Raw genomic sequence first — 18463 nt, 5'->3', positions numbered from 1 at the left:
GTCAGCGGGGCTCCCACGCGTCGGGCAGCGCGGTGAGCTTGCGGACGTGCGCGGGCAGTCGACCGCTGACGATCTCGGCGAGGCTCACCTCGTCGACGACCCGCCGCACGGCGGCACGGACCGCCACCCACAGGCCGGGCAGGTTCTCCGCCGAGCCCTCGTACCGCGTCTCCTCGGGGCGCAGCCCGCGTACCCCGGCCAGCGGGCCCTCGACGGCGCGCAGCACCGCGCCGACGGTCACCTCGCGTGGCGGGCGGGCCAGCGTGTAGCCCCCCTCGGCGCCGCGTTGGGCACGGACGATGCCTGCCCGGCGCAGATCCGCCAGGACCGCCTCCAGGAACTTACGGGGCATGTCCTGCTCCGCGGCGATGGCCTGGGTGGAGAGCAGCGAGGGGTACGCGGTGGCGAGGCTCAACGCCGCCCGTACCGCGTAGTCGCCGCGCGCGGAGATCTGCACCCTGCCATCATGCCCGCCCGGTGCCGCCCGGCCCTCCAGCGGGCGGCCCCGGTCTGGTGGCGTGCCCGCCGTTGGCGGGTTCGCCGGGGGTGCCGGGGCGGAACCGGCCGCCGTTGGTGCCCGTCGACTCGGCCGGCGGTCGGGGCCGGACCACCCGGCCGGCCGCCGGTTGGTCCCGGACGGCCCGGAACGCGCCGGGGCTGACCCCCACCTCGCGGGTGAAGAAGCGGCCGAAGTTCGTGGGTTCGGAGAAGCCGAGCCGCCGGCCGATCTGGGCGATCGGCTGATCCGTCGCGGCGAGTAGGCGGCTGGCCTGCAACGCGACCCGCTCGTCGATGACCTGTTTGGCGCTGCGACCGGTGACGGCCAGGCAGGCCCGGGTCAGGGTCCGCACCGAGCAGCCGAGCTCGGCCGCGTAGTCCTCCACCCGCCGGGTGTACGAGTAGCCGTGCTCCACCTCGCGGCGGAACCGGTCGAACGTCTCGTCCTCGGGTCGGGACGCCGACCCGTCGGTGTGGGCCACGGCCAGCCGCAGCAGCAGCACGGCCAGTTGGTGCCGCAGCAGCGCGCGGGCGGTGGGGCCGTCGGGGTGCCGCCGGCAGTCCACCGCCAACTGGCTCACCTCGCTGATCACCGCGTCCTCGTCCTCACCGGCCAACTGCCGCCAGGTCGCGGTCGTGGTCAGGTCGACGTCGAAGCCACGCAGCGCCTCGGGATCCCAGGCGACCACTGTGGCGTCGAACTGGGGGCCGGCGCAGCGCAGCACCTGGCCGGGGCGGACCCGCAGCAGCGTGCCGGGCCGGCACGGCAGCAGGTGAAAGTCGAGTTCCGCGTCGCCGTGCCCACGCGTGGTGAGAATCAACAGCTCCCGCTCGACGATCACCGGCCGACGCCAGCCCGGGTCGCCGGCAAGATCGGCCAGCGCGAACGTGGCTATCTCGTCGGTGACGGGAGACGTCGTTCCGATCGATGGCGCGGGGGAGGGATCGGTGGAGACCATCGCCTGCGACCGTAGCCCGAACCGCAGGTCACCGCATCCCGATCGACGTTGGTAGCGGAATCCGCGGCGCGCCACGGGCTTGTCCCGGTCCCGGCGGCCGGGCTACGTTACCCGGCGGTAGCGCCGTCGGTCCGCGGCCCGCCCGGCACCCGCCGGCCACCCGGACCGACCGACGGCCCCCGCCGACTCGCGATGGGATGGGCATGACGCAGCTGTTCTCGGTCGAAGGTAAGACGGTCCTGGTCACCGGAGGCTCGCGGGGGATCGGGCTGATGATCGCCCAGGGCTTCGTCCGGGCCGGCGCACACGTGATCATCTCGTCGCGCAAGGCGGACGTCTGCGAGGCGGTCGCCACCACCCTGTCCGCCGAGGGCCGCTGCGAGGCCATCCCCGCCGACCTCAGCGACGACGCCGGCGCCGAGACGCTGGCCGCCGCCGTGCGCGAGCGCTTCGACCGCCTCGACGTGCTGGTCAACAACGCCGGCGCGACGTGGGGCGCACCGCTGGAGGACTACCCCGAGGCCGCGTTCGACAAGCTCTGGGCGGTCAACGTCAAGGCCGTCTTCCGGCTCACCACCGCGCTGCTGCCGGCGCTGCGCGCCGCCGCCAGCGCCGACGACCCGGCCCGTGTGATCAACATCGGGTCGATCGACGGCATCCGGGTGCCGATGATGGAGGTGTACGCGTACTCGGCCACGAAGGCTGCCGTGCACATGCTCACCCGCAGCCTCGCCCACCAACTCGCCGGTGAGCAGATCACCGTCAACGCGATCGCGCCCGGCCCGTTCGAGAGCAAGATGATGGCGTTCGCGCTCGACGACCCGGCGAGCCGGGCCGCCATCGAGCAGCAGGTGCCGCTGGGCCGCATCGGACGCCCCGAGGACATGGCCGGCACGGCCATCTACCTCTCGTCGCGCGCCGGCGCGTACCTGACCGGCGCGGTCATTCCCGTCGACGGCGGCATCACCACGCACGGCTGAGCACCGGCCGACCCCGGGGCGGACTGTCCGCGTACACCCCTGGGTGTGTGCCGGGGCCGCGCGGACTCGGCAGATCCGCGCGGCCCCGGTATGGCCGGTGTTGCCCGTTCGGGCGGTCAGCGACCGGCGAGCAGCCGGTTCACCGCCGTGTCGACGTCCAGGTGCTCGGCCTCACGGCCGCGCGGGACGACGACGTAGGTCCGTCGAAGGAAACGCACCAGGACGCTGCGCGGCACCTCGAAGAGGGCGTTGCCGTCCGGTGACGAGAGGGCCAGCGCGACGAAGTCGCCGCGCGGTGTGGCCCAGGGCCAGACCCGAACATCCCCGATGCCGGCCGGCTCGTCCAGGCCGGTGACCAGAAGTTCGCGAGCGAACGACCAACTCACCGCCTCGCCCCCTGCCGATTCGGCATGGAACAGGACATGGACCGCATACGGGTCAGCAGGGTCGTAACGCAGACTGGCACGCACCGGCAAGGCGGTGGCGTCAGGTGCGACGAGCCTTAGCGACGTCTCGACCTCTACGGTCGTCGGTCGGATGACACTCATGGACGTTCTCCCCCCGGCACCGCTGCGGAACGCGCGTGTCCCGCTTTTCCCATACTCAGGTGCTACTCCTGGCTACGCTCCGCCATACGCTGACTTCACCCAGTGGTGGGAAGGGGGACGGAAAGGCCGCGTGAATGTGAGCATTCATGTAGGATTTCCGGTTCTGCCCAGTGCGTGATCCCGCCCGGTATCGGGTGGCTCAGTCGTCGACTTACTCCGGTAACGTCCAGTCGGCCGTTGCAGTGACGGGCCCGAGCGACACTGGGGGGTGAAATGGTGACGAAGCAATCCTCAGTGGATGCGGCGGCGGCACCCGACCCGCCGAAAGTCGCGGTCCGAGCAGCCGAAAAGCGGGGGTACGGAGTGCCGATGGAGCAGCCCGAACGGGCCGGTCGGCCGGCGTCCGACGCCGGTCGTCCCGGCGGTGATGGTGGCGGCGCCGATGCTGGTCGTGGCGCCGGTGCTGGTGGTGGCGGCGGAGTCGCCGTGCAGGACCGGCCGCGCCGCCCGCGTTGGCGTGAGCGGATCTCGCTGACCCTCGAACTCATCCGCGCCAACCCCACCGGCCGGATCGCACTCAAGATCTTCATCGCGATCGCCGGTGCCCTGGTGGTGACCATCGGCATCGCCCTCATCCCACTCCCCGGGCCGGGCTGGCTGCTGGTGATCGCCGGCCTGGGCATCTGGGCCGTCGAATACCACTGGGCGCGCCGGCTGCTCGGCTTCACCCGCCGCCACGTCCACGGATGGACACGCTGGGTAACCAAACAGTCGCTGCTGGTGCGAATCGTGCTCGGGTCCGTCGGCCTGGTCTTCGTGGCCACGGTGGTCTGGCTGTCCCTCAAGTACAGCCTCGGCATCGACGTGTTGGCCGAGGCCATGCACTACCTCGCGACGCACTGACCCCGGATTTCCGGTCCGGTTCCACGATCGGGTAGAGTCAGTGGCGCTGAGGGCGATTAGCTCAGTGGGAGAGCGCTTCGTTCACACCGAAGAGGTCGCTGGTTCGATACCAGCATCGCCCACTCTCAGTTTCTGCAGGTCAGAAGCCCGTTGCCGAGTTTGCCGGTAACGGGCTTTGCTGTATGAGGGCTTACATTGGGAGCAGATTGGGAGCAGCGCGGCTGGTGCTCGGTTCAGACAGTCATGGACCTGCCGGCTGAGTGACTGATTTGCGGTCCCGAGCGGGCTTGCTGGCTGGCGCCCACCTCACGAGAGGGTGCCCCCGTGCTGTGGCTCACGGGCTGACTGATGGCCATCGGTCCGGTGATACGCCCACTCGCCGGTCCACATTGTGAGGTCGCGTACCCAGCGCTCAGTGTCCTGCCGGGACTTGACCGCTCACTTCGTTGCGTTCTTTGCCGACGAAGGTGAGAGAGCAGGCGGAGGCGTGGGCGCGGAGGCGGCCGTTGCCAAGTTCCGTCCGCCGTTTCCGCGGCTGCGGGCAGTGACCGGTGCTGTAGAGGCGGACTTTGACGCGCCCGCCCCAGACGCGTGGGGCTGCGACGCGGTGCGAACCTGCAGCGTCTGCGATGGGCCGGTCGACGGAGAGCTTCGCCAAGTCTGGATCTCTGGCCTGGTCGCCACCGACGTGTTGCCGTTGCTGGTAGACGCATGTTCCGCAGCCTGCGTGGCGGCACTGCCGCAGCCTTACCCCGGCTACCTCCCGACGCCGCACACCCGCGGCCCGGACGTCGTTCAGCCGGCCGCCAGGCGATGAGGCTGCCAACACGAGACCACCGCGAGTGTCGACTACCGTGCACTCGAGCATTGCGCGGGTCACCGCTGCTTCGCCAGGCACCCTAACGCCGATCACAGGCAAGATAAATCGATGGCGACGATAAGACGGTTCGACAGCGCCGATGCCCCCGCCGTGGCGGGCCTCATCGAACGCTGCCTGCGTGAGGTCAACAGTCGCGACTATCCGAGGGAGGTCATCGAGCGGATGTGCGACCACTTCACCGAGCAACGCATCAAGGAACTCGCCATCCAACGACAGATGTTCGTCGCAGAGGCAAACGGGATCGCCGGCACGGTCTCCCGCGACGGCAACAAGGTCTACACCATGTTCGTGAACCCACCGGCCGCCGGTCGCGGCATAGGACGGCTCCTCATGCGCCACGTCGAGGCGCTGGCGGTGGTCGACGGCTACGACCACATGGAAACCGGAGCGAGCATCACAGGTCATGGCTTCTACCAACGGCTCGGCTACATCGACGTCCGCTCCACGGAGACAGAGTTCGGCTTCAACTACATCCTGCGCCGCAACCTGCCCTGACGGAAGCAGTAGCCACCGAAGCTAGATTCAAGGTGCGGCCCCCATGCGGCTGACATGACGCGGGCGATCCTGGGCGTGCTCGCCGATCGACCAATGGGGCTGTTCTAGGCCGTCAGAGGTGGACCAGGAGCAACGAACGTTGACCACCGGCCACCAATGAACGGGCAGCTCAGGCGGCATCTTGTCCGTGTTGATCGACTACGCCCTCACCCTCGATCAGTACAACGCCAAGTGTTGAACGCTTACTCCTGCGGCCGGGGAGTGAGCCAGGCCAGGGGTTGTCCGCTGAGGGCGGCGTCGGCAAGGCGGTGGGCGCTGGCGGTCTTGGGCGAGGCTCGTGAGCTGTCGATCCAGCGCTGCACGTTGTCGACGCCCTGGTGGCGGTACTCGACCGCTTGGACGAGGCATTCCAGCTTGTCAGCGTCACGAGCGACGACAGCTTCTAGTGTCTCGCCAGCTTCATACTCGGCTACCGCGGCGGTGATGACTTCGGCGACGGCTGGGGGGCAGGCGGCGACCTGGTCTGCGGTGACGGCGGTGTTGGGTACAGCGGTGAGGTAGCGCTTGGCGATGTGTGGGATGTCGGTGATTCGGGTTTCCTGGGTGTCGTGCAGGGTGCAGAGCATCGACACTCGGGCTGGGTCGGCGCCTTCCATGGCGGCGAGCATCATTCCGATGAGTGCTGTTCGGAAGGAGTGTTCGGCGATGGACTCGGGTTGCTTGACGCCGGCGAACCACCAGCCGGTCCGGGCGGCGCGTTTGAGCACGCCAGCTTCGAAGATGAAGTTCATCGCTCCGGCGGCGTCATGGTCGTCGGTCATCTGCCCGTCCCTGTGCCGGTGAGTCCGTCCGCCCGCAGGCTGTAGACGATAGAGGTTAGTTCCTGCCGCGACTGCGCGGAGATCCGGTCACTGTCCAGGAGCGGGACACTGCGGTCGATGAGCGCCCGAGTCGCGGCGGGGTTGTCGAGAGCGAGACCGCGTCGTGCGGCCAGCAGAGCCCAGACGTTGTGGATGTTGAGGTCGACGAAGGGATGGCCTGGTTCGAGCGATGGACCAGGTGCCCGAGGACCGCCCAGAGGATCAAGTCGGCCAGGCGGTGGGTGAGGACGGACCAGCCCAGCGGCTGTTCGGCGAGGTCGCAGCGGTCCACATGGTCGTCGAGGACTGCGGCGAGGATGAGATCCGCCTCGGCGGCGTCGTCAAGTGCTGCGAGCAGGAGTGTGTTCGCGCCGAGCCGTCCGAGCCGGCGTCGGACGGCGATCGCTTGCCCGAGCGGTACCGCGGTGAATGGCCGACGCCCGGATTCCCAGCTCTGCACGGTCACGCGATCGACGTTCAGGTCGACGGCGAGCTGCTCCTGGGTGAGCGGGATGGACTCCCGGATCAGCTTGAACAGGTAGCCGGTCACCTCGCCGCGATGCGGCGCTGATCGTCCGGGACCTCTCATGCGTCATCCCTACGTTGACCGGTGGTCGACGTTCCGCCGTGAAACCAATGCTGCGGCAGCTCATCTGGCCTGCTCACTCGTACTGCCGGTGAGTCCAACCGCCGTCGTCGTGATCGTAGCGTCGCAGTTACCGAACGTTCCAGATCCGGTCCCGTCGTTCGGGGTCGTCCATGGGTTGCTGCCCGGTGGAGGGAGCCAGTGATGCGGGACAGGACACCACCATGGCGACGAGTGACGTACGACCAGTACCTGGTCGCCGTCGCGATGACCAATGGCCCGGCGACACCGCCCGGCGTGGTCGTGGCGGAAGTGGAGCTGGATCTGCCGCTGTGGAGCGGAGCTGCCCTGTCGTAGCCGGCACCGCATCCCGATCAACCCAGGGCACTGGCCCGCCGAGGAGGAGCAGTGAGCAACGAAGCGGAACGGCGGATCCTGGCCGTGCATCTGCCGAGCAGAGACTTCCTGTGCACCGGTTGTCTGGCGTGGTGGTCGCGGCTCACGCCGTACCCGTGCTGGCAGGTGGACTGGGCGACCAGCCGGCAGTCGCGGTCGATGACCGCGGCGCTGCTCGGAGGCCGCGCATGACGACGCACGGCCCGGTGCTACCGGCCTGGAGTTGCGGCGGCTGCGATGCGCCGTCGCCCTGCCGCACCCGGCAGGGCGAGCTACGCGCCGAGTTCGACGACGCTCCGATCTCCCTGGCTCTCTACCTGGGTGCGCAGCCGGTGCGGGCCTCCGAGGACCTGACCTGGGTGCCGGCGGGTGCGCTGCACAGACGCTTCCTTGAGGAACGTGCACCCGAAGGTGCGGATCCAGCGCCTCGTCTGATGCCAGCAGTACAGCAGCGAAGTACAGCAACCGTGCCCGCGGCGGTACTTGCCGTCCTTGATGGAGCGCAGCTCGCCGGTAGCGATCTTTATCTTGACCTTGGAGATCCCGAAGCCGAGCAGGACGGCTACCCCGGCGGGGGAGCACCAGCGGGGGCGGAGGTCCTGGTTCATGCGGCGGCCCAGGTGAGCCAGGCTTCGTGGGCAAGTTCTTCCCGACCGATGCGTCTGCTCTCGCGTTGCTGACTTGCGGCGGTGTCGGTGCCCATGGGCCGTCCGAGGAGCCAGCAGGTGTCGATGAGGCGCGCGAGGTGGTCTGGGACGCCCGCTGGTCGACACGGTGCAGGGTTCGAGGGGCCCGACTACGCTTCGGCCGTCAGTCCGAGGTCCGGATCTGCTCCAGGCGCGTCAGAGGCTCCTGGAGGTACTCCATGAGCTCCCGCAGCGCGTCCTTCTCCGCCGTGGTGATCACAACGCCCTCCTCCCACACGGCGCCGACGAGCGTCGTGATCGCCAGGTCCCAGGCCCCGGCGCCGGCGGCGTCCCGGACGATCGGCAGGTACTTCGGGCTGATCTTGGGTGCGAGCTGGTCGATGATCCGGAGGGTGCGCCGGATGTAATCGTTGACTTCCATGGGTCTCCCGTGGGTGCGGTGGTTAGGGCAGCGGGTTGGTGGTGACGCCCTCGCCGCTGACGGGGTGGCCGCCGGAGATGCTGCCGTCCTTGTCCAGGGTAACTTTGCAGGTGATGCCGTCGCGAGTGCCGATGACGACCCAGCCGTCGCCGCCGGGACGCGCCTGAGGGCGGCTGTCGGGGTTGGCGGCGATGCTCTTGAACCAGCCCTCGACCTGCTCCTTGGTGGTGCCGGGCGGGAAGCGCGTCTTGCCGGGCTCGGTGGAGGAGGGCTTGTGGTCGCCATTGCCCTTGCCGTCGCCGTCCCAGATCTTGTCCATCGCCCCGTCGCCCATCTGACCGAAGCGGTCCATGTCGTACAGGGCGTCGGCGAACTCGGGGTCGTCCCAGGGGTTGGTCCTCTTGGGTACCTCGGGCTCGGATGTGTCGGCGTCCTTCGGGCGGCCCTCCTCGGCGCGCTTGATGCCGTGCTGCTGGGCTGGTCCCACGCGCTTGGGCATCATTCCCGGGTTGAACTTGGGACGCTTGGGGCCATCGTCGCCACCGCCGTGTGGTGGGGTGGGGCCTGAGGGGTGCTTGTGGAGACCCGCCACAGCGAACAGGACCACCAGGACGGCGGTGGTCCGCAGAGCCGCCATGAGTTGTCGCATCGTGGGCCGCCTAGACGTCGAGGAGTGCGCGAAGGGCGGAGAGGCTGGCGATCAGGCCCATCAGCCAGCCGAAGATGCGGCCGGTCCAGCGGACGACGGCCATCGCGAGCTGGGAGGCAACCAGCGGTGTGGCGAAGCCGAGAGAGAAGACCACCTCGGCCAGCCACACCACGACCTTGGCGATGCAGTCGGCGATGAAGGCGCGCACGACCTCCCGCACCGTCTGCACCAGGATTCCCGCGCCACGGGTCGCGGCACCCATGCCGGCGGCCGTGCCCGCGAAGATCCCGGCGACGTCGATGTTGATGGTCAGGATGTCGCGGTAGGCGTCGGCGGCCGCGCCCTGCCATCCGTCGAGGTCGCCGACCAGCCGCGCCTTGAGGTCCTCGGCGATGGAGAACAACTCACTGGCCATGTTGTCCCAGGTCAAGGCGTGCGTCTCGATGGTCTCGGGGTCGCCGGCCAGCCAGTCGAGCGCCTGCTTCAGTGGCTCGACCTGCTCGATGGCCCACTCGATGCCCATCGACAGGAGCGTGCTGAACGGGTCGATGACGATGGACGCCCCGTCGAGAGCGGCGCCCAAGCCCGCGACTGAGCCGTCGATCCAGCTGCCGGAGTCGATGGCGTCCTTGATGCCCATGTAGTCGTCGGCGAGCGGCAGGCCGGTCCAGCCGTCGCGGTGCGCGGCGCTTGTCGAAGCGATGTCGGAGGTCGTGGCGACCAGTGGGTTGCTCATGAGAGGGCGCCGGGCCGGCTCAGGTCGCGGAGTGGAAGGAGTTGAAGCCGTCGGTGGTCGACTCCTCGGCCCGCTCGTAGGCGTCGGCGTTTTTCTTGATTCCCGCGGCGAGCAGCTCGATGTTCTCGGCGAGCATCCCCACGCCCTTGTCCTGGTCCCGGTGGCGTCCCTCCAGGATGGGCGGTAAGAACTGGCAGAGCTGACCGTACGCCTCGTCGGCCTGGAAGATGGTGCCGCTCGCGGCCTTGACGGCGGCGAAGCGGTCGTGGATGGCCAACATTGCCGCGGCGTGCGCGCGCAGCGCCTCGACGTTGACCTCGAACCCCCCGTGCATCAGTAACGCCCCTCTTCGTCCTCGGTGTCGGCGGTCCGGAATCCGGCCAGCAGGGCCCGGCCGGTCGCCGAGTCGGCGCCGACCGTCTCCCGCACGACCTCGGCGGCGGCCTCGGCGAGCTTGACCCGCGCGTTGCGATAGGCGCCCATGATCGCCTGCTGCGTCTGCTCCAGGCTCACGCGCTGCACCCGCGCGGAGAGCCGGACGTCGGCCATCGCCCCCGTCGAGTCGACGGTGACCTCGACGATCCCGTGGGCGTCGGTGGCCGTGACCCGCAGCGCGCGCAAGCCGGCAGCGGCGGCCTGCGTGTCGGCGGCCCGACGCACGGCATTGGCCTGCCATGCCTCCAGGCGTTCCCGCGCATCCTCGGCGTCCAACAGCGGATTAGCCATCGCGCCTCCGTTTCCGTTGCAGAGCCGGGGAATTAGAGGCGTCAGTGTAGCCGCGGCCCGCCACACCAGGTTGCCGAGCGAATGCGGCGTGATCTGATCAATCTGGATCTCAGCGACGTAGATGCTGATGATCGTCTTCTTCGGGCCTGCTCGACCTGGCGGCTGTCACGGGCGGTCGAGGCCGACGTGCTGCCCACGCTGCGGGAGCTGGGCATCGGGCTGACCGCGTACGGGGTGCTGAGCCGTGGCCTGCTCTCGGGGTACTGGGTGCCGGGGCGGGCGGACGATCCGCGTAACCACAGTCCCCGCTTCTCCGCCGAGAACGCGTCGCACAACCTCGCCCTGGTGGAGGCGTTGCGCCGGGTCGCCGACGCGAAGGGGTGCACGCTGGCGCAGTTGGCGATCGCGTGGGTGGCGGCGCAGGACCCGTCCATCGTTCCGCTGGTCGGTGCGCGCACCCGGCAGCGGCTGGCCAAGGCGTTGCCGGCGCTGGACGTGGAGCTGTCGGCCGATGATCTCGAAGAGATCGAGGCGGCCGTGCCGAAGGGTGCCGCCCGCGGTGACCGCTACCCGGCGGCGTTCATGTCGAGCCTCGGCGTCGGCAACTAATGCCTGCTTGACTCTTCCTGCGATGCAACGCGCGCCACCGGGCTTGTTGGCGCGTGGTCACGGTGTCGTGCATCGATGGGACTGTCAGAATGTGTCGATGGAGCCGGTGCGCGAACGCGGGGAGAAGCATGAGCGACTTTAACGACAAGATCATCGCAGAGTTTCGCGCCAACGGTGGGCAGGTCGGCGGTCAGTTCGCTGGCGCTCCGCTGCTGCTGTTGCACACGGTCGGTGCCAAGAGCGGCCAGCCTCGCGTGAACCCGATGATGTACCAGAAGGTGGACGGCGGCTATGCCGTGTTCGCGTCCAAGGGCGGTGCGCCCACCAATCCCGACTGGTACTACAACCTGCTCGCTCACCCAAAGGTCCAAGCAGAGATCGGTACGGACAAGATCGAGCTGGTCGCCAGAGTTGCCGTCGGGGACGAGCGGGAACAGATCTGGAGCCCGTTGAAGGCTGCGTACCCAGGCTTCGCCGACTACGAGCGGAAGACCACCCGCCAGATCCCAGTCGTCGTACTGGAACCCGCGCGGTAGGCACTTGACGTCACGTCGGTGCACCCGGGCCGCGCTCGCCCGCATGGCCTGAGTGAAGAACGGGACAAAGGCCGAAGTGTCGTCGGTGGTCAGCCGTTTGCCAGCCACCCGGGGGTCGATAACGCGGAGTGAGGGCGGATGGATCTCGCCGACCTCCACAGCGAAGGTGGCCCCGGTTGCCGAAGCAACGTCTCGCCAGCCTGCGGGACTAGCAGCGGCATGCCGCACCACGGTCCATTCGCAACGTATTGAACGACGTTGACGTAGATCATCTTGCTGGCTAGGGTGAGCGCGCTGTGACGTTCTGATGATACGGGGGCTGGAATGTTCGTCGGATCAACGTTGGGTGCGCGCACCCGTCTGACTCGCCGTGGTGTTGCTGCATTGGCCGCGTCGCTGGCGCTGGCCGCCGGTTCGATGCTCGTGGCGCCGCCTGCATCGGCGGCCGTCCGAGGATCGTCTGGGACGAAGACTGCTCTTCAGCCGGCAATCAGCTTCCCGAACGGGGACAGTGCCGCCGAAGGTGGCCAGATCGCCATCAGGTTCGACGCGAACGGCGACACTCGGGCGACCAAGTTCCGGTACAGCGTCGGCGACACGAGCCTGGGCAGCGAGGTCCACGCGGCTTCGGACGGTACGGCCACTGTGACGATCGACGTAGGCAGCGTGACGGGTGAGCGGCCGGTGTACGCGGTCGCGGTCGACCGTCGCGGCCGGCTGAGCCCCATGGCGCAGGGCAGCTTCACGGTGGCCGCCGTCTGGAGCCTCCAGGGCCAAGCGTTCGACACGACCACCTGGCTGCCGTTGGAGGGGGCGACAATTCGGCTGGAGCCGGCCGGGGTCGAGGTCGTGACCGGCCCCGACGGTGCCTTCCGGTTCGCTGTCGACCCGGGCCTGTACAACCTCGTCGGCACCTACGCTGGCCCGCCAAGCCTTTACGGCAGCCAGCAGTTGGAGCTGGACAACCAGGGGATGCGGTTCGATCTGTACCTGTTCCCGGACTCCGGGAGCTGATGTCCAGCCTCCTCGATGATGGATTGGGATGGCCCCGGCGCTTTGCGCCGGGGCCATCCTCCTGCCGCCAAGCAGGGGAGGGCGGGACCTCACCCGTAGGCGACGCCTACGGTTTGCGGGCGAGGAGCCCGACGAACGTGTGATAGGTGTCGGTCTGCACCCCAGCCGGTGCGTCCGGCTCTGGGCGCCACTCGGCCAGCGGCACCAGTCCCGGCTCCAGCACTGTCAGCCCGTCGGCGAACGAGAGGATCTCCTCGTCGGTACGCCAGCGGCCGGTGCCCAACGACTCGTTGAAGACCCGCTCGACCTCGCGGGCCTTGCGGGAGCCCTCCGGGTCTCGCTCGCCCGGGTCGCGGAAGTGCGAGATCGCCACGTAGCTGCCGGAGGGCAGGGCGTCGATCAGCGCGGCCGCGACCGCCTTCGGGTCCTCGTCATCACCGAGGTGGTGCAGGATCGCGAAGAGCAGCAAGCCGATCGGCCGGTCGAAGTCGAGGAACCGGCGTACGTCCGGGTGGTTGAGGATCGCCTCCGGTTCCCGGATGTCCGCCTGGATCACCGTCGCGGTGCCCTCCGCGGCGAGCAGGGCTCGCCCGTGCGACAGGACTATCGGGTCATTGTCCACATAGACCACCTGAGCCTTCGGGTTCTGCTCGGTGGCGACCTCGTGCACGTTGCCCTGGGTGGGCAGCCCCGACCCGATGTCGAGGAACTGGTCGATGCCCGCCTCGCTGACGAGGAAGCGAATCACTCGACGCAGAAAGGCCCGGTTGGCCTGGCCGGCTGCCGGCCCGTCGGGTGTGATCCGCAGGGCGTGCTCGGCGACCTTTCGGTCGACCTCGAAGTTGTCCTTGCCGCCCAGGAAGAAGTCATAGACCCGGGCCACGCTGGGAACGTTGGGGTCGATGCCGGGGGGTGCCGCCTTGTCGCGGGTCACAGGCGTCTCCTATCGATGGGGATTGGCGCAGGTTGAGGTCTGCGGCGGTGCCGGCGTTTCGGCGAGTGTAACGATCGGGAGGGTGGAATTTTGCCCCACTGGTATCGCTCCCATCGACGCGGCCCAGGTGTCAGGAGCGGTTCCTGTCGCCGGCCGAAGCGTGAGACACGTTGGCGATCGTCGATGCATTGTTGCATCGTCGACGTATGACAGGCGTTCGCTCGTCCTCGCTGCTCCGCCGCCTGCGGCCGGGCCCGCTGACCGCCGTCGTGCTGTCGGCGGCGGTGCTCGTCACCGCTCTGAGCGCCGCACCACCGGCCGACGCCGGCACCGCTGCGCCCGCGGCGTATCCGGGGGTCGCCCCGGCGCCCGGTGCGGCCGCGGTGGTCACCGCAGCGCCGACCGGAACCGCGCCACCAACGCCGTCCAGTACGCCGAGCACCGCGCCCGTCCCGCCGAGCGCGCCCACGAACCTGACCGCCAGCGAGGTCCGGACCGGGTCGGTCACCCTCACCTGGACGGCCGCCACGTCCGGTTGCTGCGCCATCACCGGGTACGACATCACGTACTACCAGGAGTTCGGCGACATCGTCTTCAGCGCCAGTGTCGGGGCCGTCACCAGCACCACTATCACCAACTCCCTTGGGTCGGGCCAGCAGTACACGTTCCGATTGATCGCCCGGGACAGCCTCGGGCAACGCTCGAACTGGTCGGACGCGCTGACAGTGGTCACCCCGGTGACGGACACCGGCCCGGACACCACACCGCCGAGCGCGCCGCAGAACTTGACCGTCGGCGAGGTGACCGCCTCAACCGGTACGTTGTCCTGGTCGCCGTCGACGGACGACGTCGGCGTGCTCGGGTACAACGTCTACCGGTTCGACGGCTGGTTCACCTCGCAACTGATCGCCACCGTGCCGGGTACGACGTACACGACACCGCTACCGTCATCGACGCCGCTTCGTAACCTGTACTACGTGCGGGCCCGGGACGCGGTGGGCAACGTGTCGATCGCGTCCAACACGGTCACTCTGCCCACGACGACGACCACTCCGACGCCCCCGCCGCCCTCGACCTGCCGGGTGACCTACCGGAACCAGTCCGAGTGGCAGGGCGGTTTCGTGGCCACGGCGACGGTCCACAACGCCGGGGCGGCACCGGTCGACGGCTGGGTCGTCACCTTCAACTTCCCGGGAGACCAGCAGGTCACCTCGGGGTGGAACGCCACGGTCGGCCAGACCGGGGCCACCGTGACCGCTCGTAACATCGACTGGAACCGCGTCCTCGCGCCGAACGGCTCCGCGACCTTCGGCGTCCAGGGGCGGTGGAGCGCCAGCGACGCGCCGCCGACCGGCTTCTCGCTGAACGGCGCCCCCTGCACGGTGGGCTGACGAGTCTCGTGAACACCCATCCGGGCACACCCCACCGCCGCCGCGTCAGGGCCTGATCGGGGCAGCGATCAGACCGAGGGGGAGTACTACTGGTTGGCGGACCGCTCGGTGAAGCCCGATCGGTGGCCTGTGGTCGCGCGGTGGGACGGCATCGAGCCGTGGCACCAGCTCGAGATGTCGACGGCCGAGTTCGTCTACCGGGTGATCGTGGATCCGGCGTTCAAGCCGTTCACGGTGGCCGACCCACCGCGGCGGCCCTTCTACCTGCCGCACTGGGGGCCGTTCCCGATGAGCGCCGAGGACTGGAACGCTCTCACCGACCCGAATCGCGGAAGCTGAACCACGTTCTGCGAGGGCGGTTGGTCAAGGACACTCGGCTGGACGTCGAGGTCGGCGAGAAGCGTTTCAGAGGTCCAACGGGCGTCGTGGACGGCGATCGGCCCCACGATCGGGCGGGCGAGGGTCAGCAGGTGCGGGGCTGCCAACTCACCTTCGTCACGAACATGGGCACATACAGGTCCCCGCCGCCGGGGCGAGCGCAGATCGCGCCGGACAGCTGCGTCCCGAGGTAGTTGTAGGACCAGGTGATCTCGGCGTTGCGGGAGGTGCGGTTGTAGAAGTTGAAGGCCGGGACGTTGCCGGACCATTCGGTAGTGGTCACCAGAGACGGAGTCGCGGTAGGGCCTTCTGCCGGGTGATCCCAGTTGGGCCAGATGCAGAACGTGCCCTGCGGGCAGTTCCCGGGTAGCCAGGCTTCGTTTGACGCTTGGGAGCTTGCCGCCGAGGCGGCGGGAGCGGTGGCCAGCACGCCGGCGACGGACGCGGCGAGGGCGATGGCTTTCAACAGCACGGTTCACCTACTTACATAGATAGCTATGGATGGATGCCGAAAGGCTACCGGTGGAAATTTGAAGGGTCAAGCACTTGGGTGGTCCTGTCCAACGGCGTACCGCACCCTCACGACCACCGGATGCCGGTGGCGAGACGGCCCGCAATCGACAGAGGGCCGGCTAGCTCCAGATGAGAGTGTTGGTGCTGACCGGCGCGATTGGTGAGCTGGGGGTGAGTCCGGCGACGTCGATGGTGTAGGCCCCGGGTGGCAGATCTTCGACGAGGGTGGTCGTCGTTGCGCCGTCGATGGGTCTGGCAACTCGCGCGTCGACCACCTTGTGGTTCTCGTCGGACACGGTGATCCGGATGAGATGTGCGTTGCCGTCCGTGGTGGCGACGTGAATGGGAAGGGGTTCGCCGGCGAGGAGTAGGTCGGGAGTGCCGACGTGGAGCGCGGTGGTGCGCGGCGCGCGGATGACGATCGGGCTCGCGGTGAGGATGCCGTGGATTTCGTCGAGGACGGCGGTGTTTCGATGCAGGTTGCCGTGCTGGTCGGGGACACGTCGTAGAAGCGGGCTGTTCATTGGTACGTCGGGTCTGCTGGCGGCGACGATCGGGACGGTGGCGTCACCGTGGAGTTCGTCGGTGCCGTAGCTGTCCATGAGTTCGATGCGCGACCCGCTCAGCCGCGCGGTGGTGGCGGTTGGTTGGTGGATGCCGATGATGGCGTGGGTGGTGCTGAGGCTGGCTGAGCGGCCGATCTCGGCTTCGGCGAGTTGGGTGTGGAAGCGCATCCCATCGTCGATCCTGGCCGTGGTCAGTTCTGGTAGGGCGGTCTCAGTGGTCTTAGCGAGGCCGCCGGGGTGTTCGAGGCAGGCGTATTCGGGTAGCAGTTGGTACATAGACGGCATGCTGCGGATGAGGTCGGTAAGGCTGACGCCGAATCGCCCGATGCCTTTGTGGCTGCCGTTGACGAGTTGCCCGAGGGCCTTGGCAGATCCCCGGTACGGAGTACCGATGGTGATGAGCTTGTGAGTTGTTTCTGCGCCGCCGCAGTACTCGACGTACCAGCGGGCGATGAGACCGCCCATCGAGTGGCAGACGAAAGTCACCTTGGCGTCGGCGTAAGAGCCGCCTTGATCGCGCCAGCGTCCGAGGGCGGGTTCGATCAGACACGCGAGGCGTCGGCCGTTGTACCGGTTGGACAGCCGCCAGTCGTACGCAATGGGTAGTAGGTTGCCGGGCGGGGCGTCGGGGTGGTTGGCGGATTCGCGATAGCCGAGGGAGCGTAGCCGGTTCAGGACCCGGTCGTACCCCTTGATCGGGGTCCAGATGCCGGGCAGCACGTGCAGGTCAGGCATCAGGCCAACCGGATCGACGCCGTCGCCGGGGTGCTCGTCACCGAGGCCGTCGGGAAGTTGTAGGTCGCGGACACTGTGACCGAAGGTTCGGATCGCGCGGAGTGCCGAGCCGGCTGAGGGCGCCCAAACCAGCTTGCCGCGATATCGCAGGGTGCTGCCGAGGATGCCGGGTAGCACGACGACGAAGTCCGTGGGGTTGGTCATCCCGGGGCTCCTGGCTGCTCGTCTGCGGTGGTGAGGACGCTGATGAGGTTCAGCGCGGCAGGATGGCGTCGGCCGATGTTCGCCAGCCGGTTGATCCAGGCGGCAGTCTGCTCCGGAGCGAGCCGGCGGGCTGTGGCCAAAACCTGCGTCGCCTCGTCCAGGTCGTCAACGAGAGCCGAGGCGACGGCGGTGTAGAAGTCGGCGGTCGCTGCCGCCGCGTCTGTTTCCGCCACGGACCGGGCCAGAAATGCGGTGGCATCGAGGGCGGTCGGGTCGGGGCCTTCCGCGATCGCGGCCATGAGATCGGTGAACTTCTCAGGGTGGGTCAGCGCATCGAGGGCCGGTTCGGCGGCGCCGACTTGGGCGAGAGCGAGGATCGCGTCGGCACGGTCGGCGGCACCGCCGGTGTCCCGCAGCGCGAGCGCCGCGAGGGCCTCGCGGGCGCTTTCGGTCAGCAGTTCCTCGTTGTGCTCCGTGAGCATGGTGGTTTGCGTGAGTGGATCGGCGGCGGCGAACTTGGCGGCGAGAATGGTCAGCAGTAGGGGGGCGTAAGCCGCGGCGACGCCGTCGCTACGAGCGATGTTGCGCAGCGTGAGGTACCGCTGAGCTTCCTGGTCGCGGACTACGAGGAGAGCGTCGGCGACAGCGCTGTCGGCGGTGGGGGCGAGCAGTTCGGGATGGGCCGCGAGAAAGTCGCGTTCATCCTGGTAGTTCGCTGTGCTGATCCACGCCTGGGAGGTGGCGAGGAGATTTGGATCAAGCGTCAGCCAGTCCGGGAGATTCCCTGCGAGGGTGGTCCAGGCACGATCGAAGCGGCCAGGGTCAGCGCGACGGTGTCGCCGTGCCTGATCATGCAGAGCACCGAGCAATGCCCGATCGGCTGGCTCGTGCCGCAAGGCGGTCGCAACCCAGTCGACGACTTCGAGGGCGCCCGCATCAGCCGCGGCAGCCCTTGTGAGCAGGAGATATGCGATATCCGACGGGGACGCGTCAGCCAGAACAGCGGACCATATTGCCTTCTGTTCTGCCGGCCGCCCCGCTGCGCTGTAGTGGTTGCTGAGGTTGTTGAGCGCGGAGGCGAGGTCGGGGAGGAACGCGGGGTTGGTGGCGGCGAGTTCTTGGTAGGTGGTGACGGCTTCCTCGCCGGGAGCGACCGCGTCGGATCGCCGACCGACCTCGCCGTAGTGGTTGCCGAGGTTGTTCAGCGCGGAGGCGAGGTCGGGGAGGAACGCGGGGTTGGTGGCGGCGAGTTCTTGGTAGGTGGTGACGGCTTCCTCGCCGGGAGCGACCGCGTCGGAT

The 18463-nt window shown here is 68.6% G+C and carries 23 protein-coding genes, 1 tRNA gene and 2 pseudogenes; 11 read left to right on the top strand and 15 right to left on the bottom strand.

The features are described from left to right. Nucleotide 1: 1 nt before the first annotated feature. Together ACIBD9_RS04655 and ACIBD9_RS04650 are read right to left on the bottom strand one after the other, a co-directional pair. Complete coding sequence (locus tag ACIBD9_RS04655) at nt 2–457, bottom strand: Rrf2 family transcriptional regulator (protein ID WP_030333674.1); 456 nt, start codon at nt 455–457, stop codon at nt 2–4. Nucleotides 458–464: 7 nt separating this feature from the next. Next, nucleotides 465–1457 carry a helix-turn-helix transcriptional regulator gene (locus ACIBD9_RS04650; RefSeq protein ID WP_396714535.1) on the bottom strand — a complete coding sequence of 331 codons (993 nt, stop codon included), beginning with the start codon at nt 1455–1457 and terminating at the stop codon, nt 465–467. 203 nt (nt 1458–1660) lie between these two features. On the opposite strand from ACIBD9_RS04650, the gene ACIBD9_RS04645 reads away from it, so the two are divergent. Then, nucleotides 1661–2437, top strand: coding sequence for a glucose 1-dehydrogenase (locus ACIBD9_RS04645; RefSeq protein WP_396714533.1), 777 nt, complete (start codon nt 1661–1663; stop codon nt 2435–2437). Between the two features lie 116 nt (nt 2438–2553). On the opposite strand, the gene ACIBD9_RS04640 is transcribed toward ACIBD9_RS04645, so the two are convergent. Then, nucleotides 2554–2985: an SsgA family sporulation/cell division regulator gene (locus tag ACIBD9_RS04640; protein WP_007457244.1), complete on the bottom strand. Its 432-nt coding sequence runs from the start codon at nt 2983–2985 to the stop codon at nt 2554–2556. Nucleotides 2986–3258: 273 nt separating this feature from the next. Here ACIBD9_RS04640 and ACIBD9_RS04635 point away from each other — a divergent pair, with 273 nt between their 5' ends. From ACIBD9_RS04635 to ACIBD9_RS04625, 3 genes are all read left to right on the top strand, one after another. Next, the gene (locus tag ACIBD9_RS04635; protein ID WP_396714531.1) at nt 3259–3888 is read left to right on the top strand and encodes a TIGR02611 family protein; all 630 of its coding nucleotides are present in this window, start codon (nt 3259–3261) and stop codon (nt 3886–3888) included. 50 nt (nt 3889–3938) lie between these two features. Continuing rightward, a tRNA-Val gene (locus ACIBD9_RS04630) sits at nt 3939–4010 on the top strand. An 806-nt stretch (nt 4011–4816) separates the two neighbouring features. Beyond that, on the top strand, nt 4817–5263 hold the full coding sequence (locus ACIBD9_RS04625) for a GNAT family N-acetyltransferase (protein ID WP_396714529.1): 447 nt from the start codon (nt 4817–4819) through the stop codon (nt 5261–5263). A gap of 242 nt (nt 5264–5505) precedes the next feature. Here the strand turns inward: ACIBD9_RS04625 and ACIBD9_RS04620 are convergent, their stop codons facing one another. Both ACIBD9_RS04620 and ACIBD9_RS04615 read right to left on the bottom strand, forming a co-directional pair. Further along, nucleotides 5506–6084, bottom strand: coding sequence for an HD family hydrolase (locus ACIBD9_RS04620; protein WP_396714527.1), 579 nt, complete (start codon nt 6082–6084; stop codon nt 5506–5508). Beyond that, nucleotides 6081–6712, bottom strand: a pseudogene (locus ACIBD9_RS04615) (helix-turn-helix domain-containing protein). Before ACIBD9_RS04615 ends, ACIBD9_RS04620 begins: the two are co-directional and overlap by 4 nt. Before the next feature lie 231 nt (nt 6713–6943). Between ACIBD9_RS04615 and ACIBD9_RS04610 the strand changes: the two are divergent. Beyond that, nucleotides 6944–7066, top strand: coding sequence for a hypothetical protein (locus tag ACIBD9_RS04610; RefSeq protein WP_396714525.1), 123 nt, complete (start codon nt 6944–6946; stop codon nt 7064–7066). A gap of 51 nt (nt 7067–7117) precedes the next feature. Next, nucleotides 7118–7297: a hypothetical protein gene (locus tag ACIBD9_RS04605; protein WP_396714523.1), complete on the top strand. Its 180-nt coding sequence runs from the start codon at nt 7118–7120 to the stop codon at nt 7295–7297. 281 nt (nt 7298–7578) lie between these two features. Here the strand turns inward: ACIBD9_RS04605 and ACIBD9_RS04600 are convergent. From ACIBD9_RS04600 to ACIBD9_RS04575, 6 genes and pseudogenes are all read right to left on the bottom strand, one after another. Continuing rightward, nucleotides 7579–7713, bottom strand: a pseudogene (locus ACIBD9_RS04600) (DNA-binding protein); the annotation flags it as partial. Nucleotides 7714–7915: 202 nt separating this feature from the next. Next, nucleotides 7916–8173 (bottom strand): hypothetical protein, encoded by a 258-nt coding sequence (locus ACIBD9_RS04595; protein WP_030333696.1) that lies wholly within the window; start codon nt 8171–8173, stop codon nt 7916–7918. A 22-nt stretch (nt 8174–8195) separates the two neighbouring features. After that, nucleotides 8196–8810: a hypothetical protein gene (locus ACIBD9_RS04590; RefSeq protein WP_396714521.1), complete on the bottom strand. Its 615-nt coding sequence runs from the start codon at nt 8808–8810 to the stop codon at nt 8196–8198. A gap of 22 nt (nt 8811–8832) precedes the next feature. Beyond that, complete coding sequence (locus ACIBD9_RS04585; protein ID WP_396714519.1) at nt 8833–9558, bottom strand: WXG100 family type VII secretion target; 726 nt, start codon at nt 9556–9558, stop codon at nt 8833–8835. A gap of 19 nt (nt 9559–9577) precedes the next feature. After that, a complete protein-coding gene (locus ACIBD9_RS04580) occupies nt 9578–9892 on the bottom strand; it encodes a hypothetical protein (protein ID WP_396714517.1) in 315 nt (104 codons plus the stop codon). Beyond that, nucleotides 9892–10284 carry a YbaB/EbfC family nucleoid-associated protein gene (locus ACIBD9_RS04575; RefSeq protein WP_396714515.1) on the bottom strand — a complete coding sequence of 131 codons (393 nt, stop codon included), beginning with the start codon at nt 10282–10284 and terminating at the stop codon, nt 9892–9894. Before ACIBD9_RS04575 ends, ACIBD9_RS04580 begins: the two co-directional genes overlap by 1 nt. 81 nt (nt 10285–10365) lie before the next feature. On the opposite strand from ACIBD9_RS04575, the gene ACIBD9_RS04570 reads away from it, so the two are divergent. The 3 genes from ACIBD9_RS04570 (at nt 10366) to ACIBD9_RS04560 (ending at nt 12443) form a co-directional block, all read left to right on the top strand. After that, nucleotides 10366–10893, top strand: a complete 528-nt coding sequence (locus ACIBD9_RS04570; protein ID WP_396714513.1) for an aldo/keto reductase — start codon at nt 10366–10368, stop codon at nt 10891–10893. 128 nt (nt 10894–11021) lie between these two features. Next, nucleotides 11022–11429 (top strand): nitroreductase family deazaflavin-dependent oxidoreductase, encoded by a 408-nt coding sequence (locus ACIBD9_RS04565; RefSeq protein WP_396714511.1) that lies wholly within the window; start codon nt 11022–11024, stop codon nt 11427–11429. 342 nt (nt 11430–11771) lie between these two features. Continuing rightward, complete coding sequence (locus tag ACIBD9_RS04560) at nt 11772–12443, top strand: hypothetical protein (RefSeq protein WP_396714509.1); 672 nt, start codon at nt 11772–11774, stop codon at nt 12441–12443. Nucleotides 12444–12549: 106 nt separating this feature from the next. Here the strand turns inward: ACIBD9_RS04560 and ACIBD9_RS04555 are convergent, their stop codons facing one another. Then, nucleotides 12550–13377, bottom strand: a complete 828-nt coding sequence (locus tag ACIBD9_RS04555; RefSeq protein ID WP_387175821.1) for an SAM-dependent methyltransferase — start codon at nt 13375–13377, stop codon at nt 12550–12552. A gap of 206 nt (nt 13378–13583) precedes the next feature. Here ACIBD9_RS04555 and ACIBD9_RS04550 point away from each other — a divergent pair, with 206 nt between their 5' ends. After that, nucleotides 13584–14768, top strand: coding sequence for a cellulose binding domain-containing protein (locus ACIBD9_RS04550; RefSeq protein WP_396714507.1), 1185 nt, complete (start codon nt 13584–13586; stop codon nt 14766–14768). A 108-nt stretch (nt 14769–14876) separates the two neighbouring features. After that, on the top strand, nt 14877–15107 hold the full coding sequence (locus tag ACIBD9_RS04545; RefSeq protein ID WP_396714505.1) for a hypothetical protein: 231 nt from the start codon (nt 14877–14879) through the stop codon (nt 15105–15107). Between the two features lie 124 nt (nt 15108–15231). Here the strand turns inward: ACIBD9_RS04545 and ACIBD9_RS04540 are convergent, their stop codons facing one another. The 3 genes from ACIBD9_RS04540 to ACIBD9_RS04530 form a co-directional block, all read right to left on the bottom strand. Continuing rightward, nucleotides 15232–15429 (bottom strand): hypothetical protein, encoded by a 198-nt coding sequence (locus ACIBD9_RS04540; protein ID WP_238660000.1) that lies wholly within the window; start codon nt 15427–15429, stop codon nt 15232–15234. Nucleotides 15430–15778: 349 nt separating this feature from the next. Next, nucleotides 15779–17164 (bottom strand): esterase/lipase family protein, encoded by a 1386-nt coding sequence (locus ACIBD9_RS04535; RefSeq protein ID WP_396714503.1) that lies wholly within the window; start codon nt 17162–17164, stop codon nt 15779–15781. Beyond that, nucleotides 17161–18463, bottom strand: a 1303-nt coding sequence (locus ACIBD9_RS04530) for a tetratricopeptide repeat protein (RefSeq protein ID WP_396714501.1), incomplete at its 5' end; no start/stop codon positions are given. The genes ACIBD9_RS04530 and ACIBD9_RS04535, both read right to left, overlap by 4 nt.

Origin of the sequence: Micromonospora sp. NPDC050784, assembly GCF_044456765.1 — a bacterium.
Lineage (GTDB): Bacteria > Actinomycetota > Actinomycetes > Mycobacteriales > Micromonosporaceae > Micromonospora > Micromonospora foliorum.
The sequence above is the reverse complement of the archived record's forward strand: the minus strand, read 5'-3'. Positions and strand labels throughout refer to the sequence as shown.

Excerpts from the sequence above, each read along its gene's own strand:
- ACIBD9_RS04650 (WP_396714535.1), bottom strand. The coding sequence starts at position 1,457 with ATGGTCTCCACCGATCCCTCCCCCGCGCCATCGATCGGAACGACGTCT.
- ACIBD9_RS04645 (WP_396714533.1), top strand. The coding sequence starts at position 1,661 with ATGACGCAGCTGTTCTCGGTCGAAGGTAAGACGGTCCTGGTCACCGGA.
- ACIBD9_RS04640 (WP_007457244.1), bottom strand. The coding sequence starts at position 2,985 with ATGAGTGTCATCCGACCGACGACCGTAGAGGTCGAGACGTCGCTAAGG.
- ACIBD9_RS04635 (WP_396714531.1), top strand. The coding sequence starts at position 3,259 with ATGGTGACGAAGCAATCCTCAGTGGATGCGGCGGCGGCACCCGACCCG.
- ACIBD9_RS04625 (WP_396714529.1), top strand. The coding sequence starts at position 4,817 with ATGGCGACGATAAGACGGTTCGACAGCGCCGATGCCCCCGCCGTGGCG.
- ACIBD9_RS04620 (WP_396714527.1), bottom strand. The coding sequence starts at position 6,084 with ATGACCGACGACCATGACGCCGCCGGAGCGATGAACTTCATCTTCGAA.
- ACIBD9_RS04595 (WP_030333696.1), bottom strand. The coding sequence starts at position 8,173 with ATGGAAGTCAACGATTACATCCGGCGCACCCTCCGGATCATCGACCAG.
- ACIBD9_RS04590 (WP_396714521.1), bottom strand. The coding sequence starts at position 8,810 with ATGGCGGCTCTGCGGACCACCGCCGTCCTGGTGGTCCTGTTCGCTGTG.
- ACIBD9_RS04585 (WP_396714519.1), bottom strand. The coding sequence starts at position 9,558 with ATGAGCAACCCACTGGTCGCCACGACCTCCGACATCGCTTCGACAAGC.
- ACIBD9_RS04580 (WP_396714517.1), bottom strand. The coding sequence starts at position 9,892 with ATGCACGGGGGGTTCGAGGTCAACGTCGAGGCGCTGCGCGCGCACGCC.
- ACIBD9_RS04575 (WP_396714515.1), bottom strand. The coding sequence starts at position 10,284 with ATGGCTAATCCGCTGTTGGACGCCGAGGATGCGCGGGAACGCCTGGAG.
- ACIBD9_RS04570 (WP_396714513.1), top strand. The coding sequence starts at position 10,366 with ATGCGGCGTGATCTGATCAATCTGGATCTCAGCGACGTAGATGCTGAT.
- ACIBD9_RS04565 (WP_396714511.1), top strand. The coding sequence starts at position 11,022 with ATGAGCGACTTTAACGACAAGATCATCGCAGAGTTTCGCGCCAACGGT.
- ACIBD9_RS04550 (WP_396714507.1), top strand. The coding sequence starts at position 13,584 with ATGACAGGCGTTCGCTCGTCCTCGCTGCTCCGCCGCCTGCGGCCGGGC.
- ACIBD9_RS04535 (WP_396714503.1), bottom strand. The coding sequence starts at position 17,164 with ATGACCAACCCCACGGACTTCGTCGTCGTGCTACCCGGCATCCTCGGC.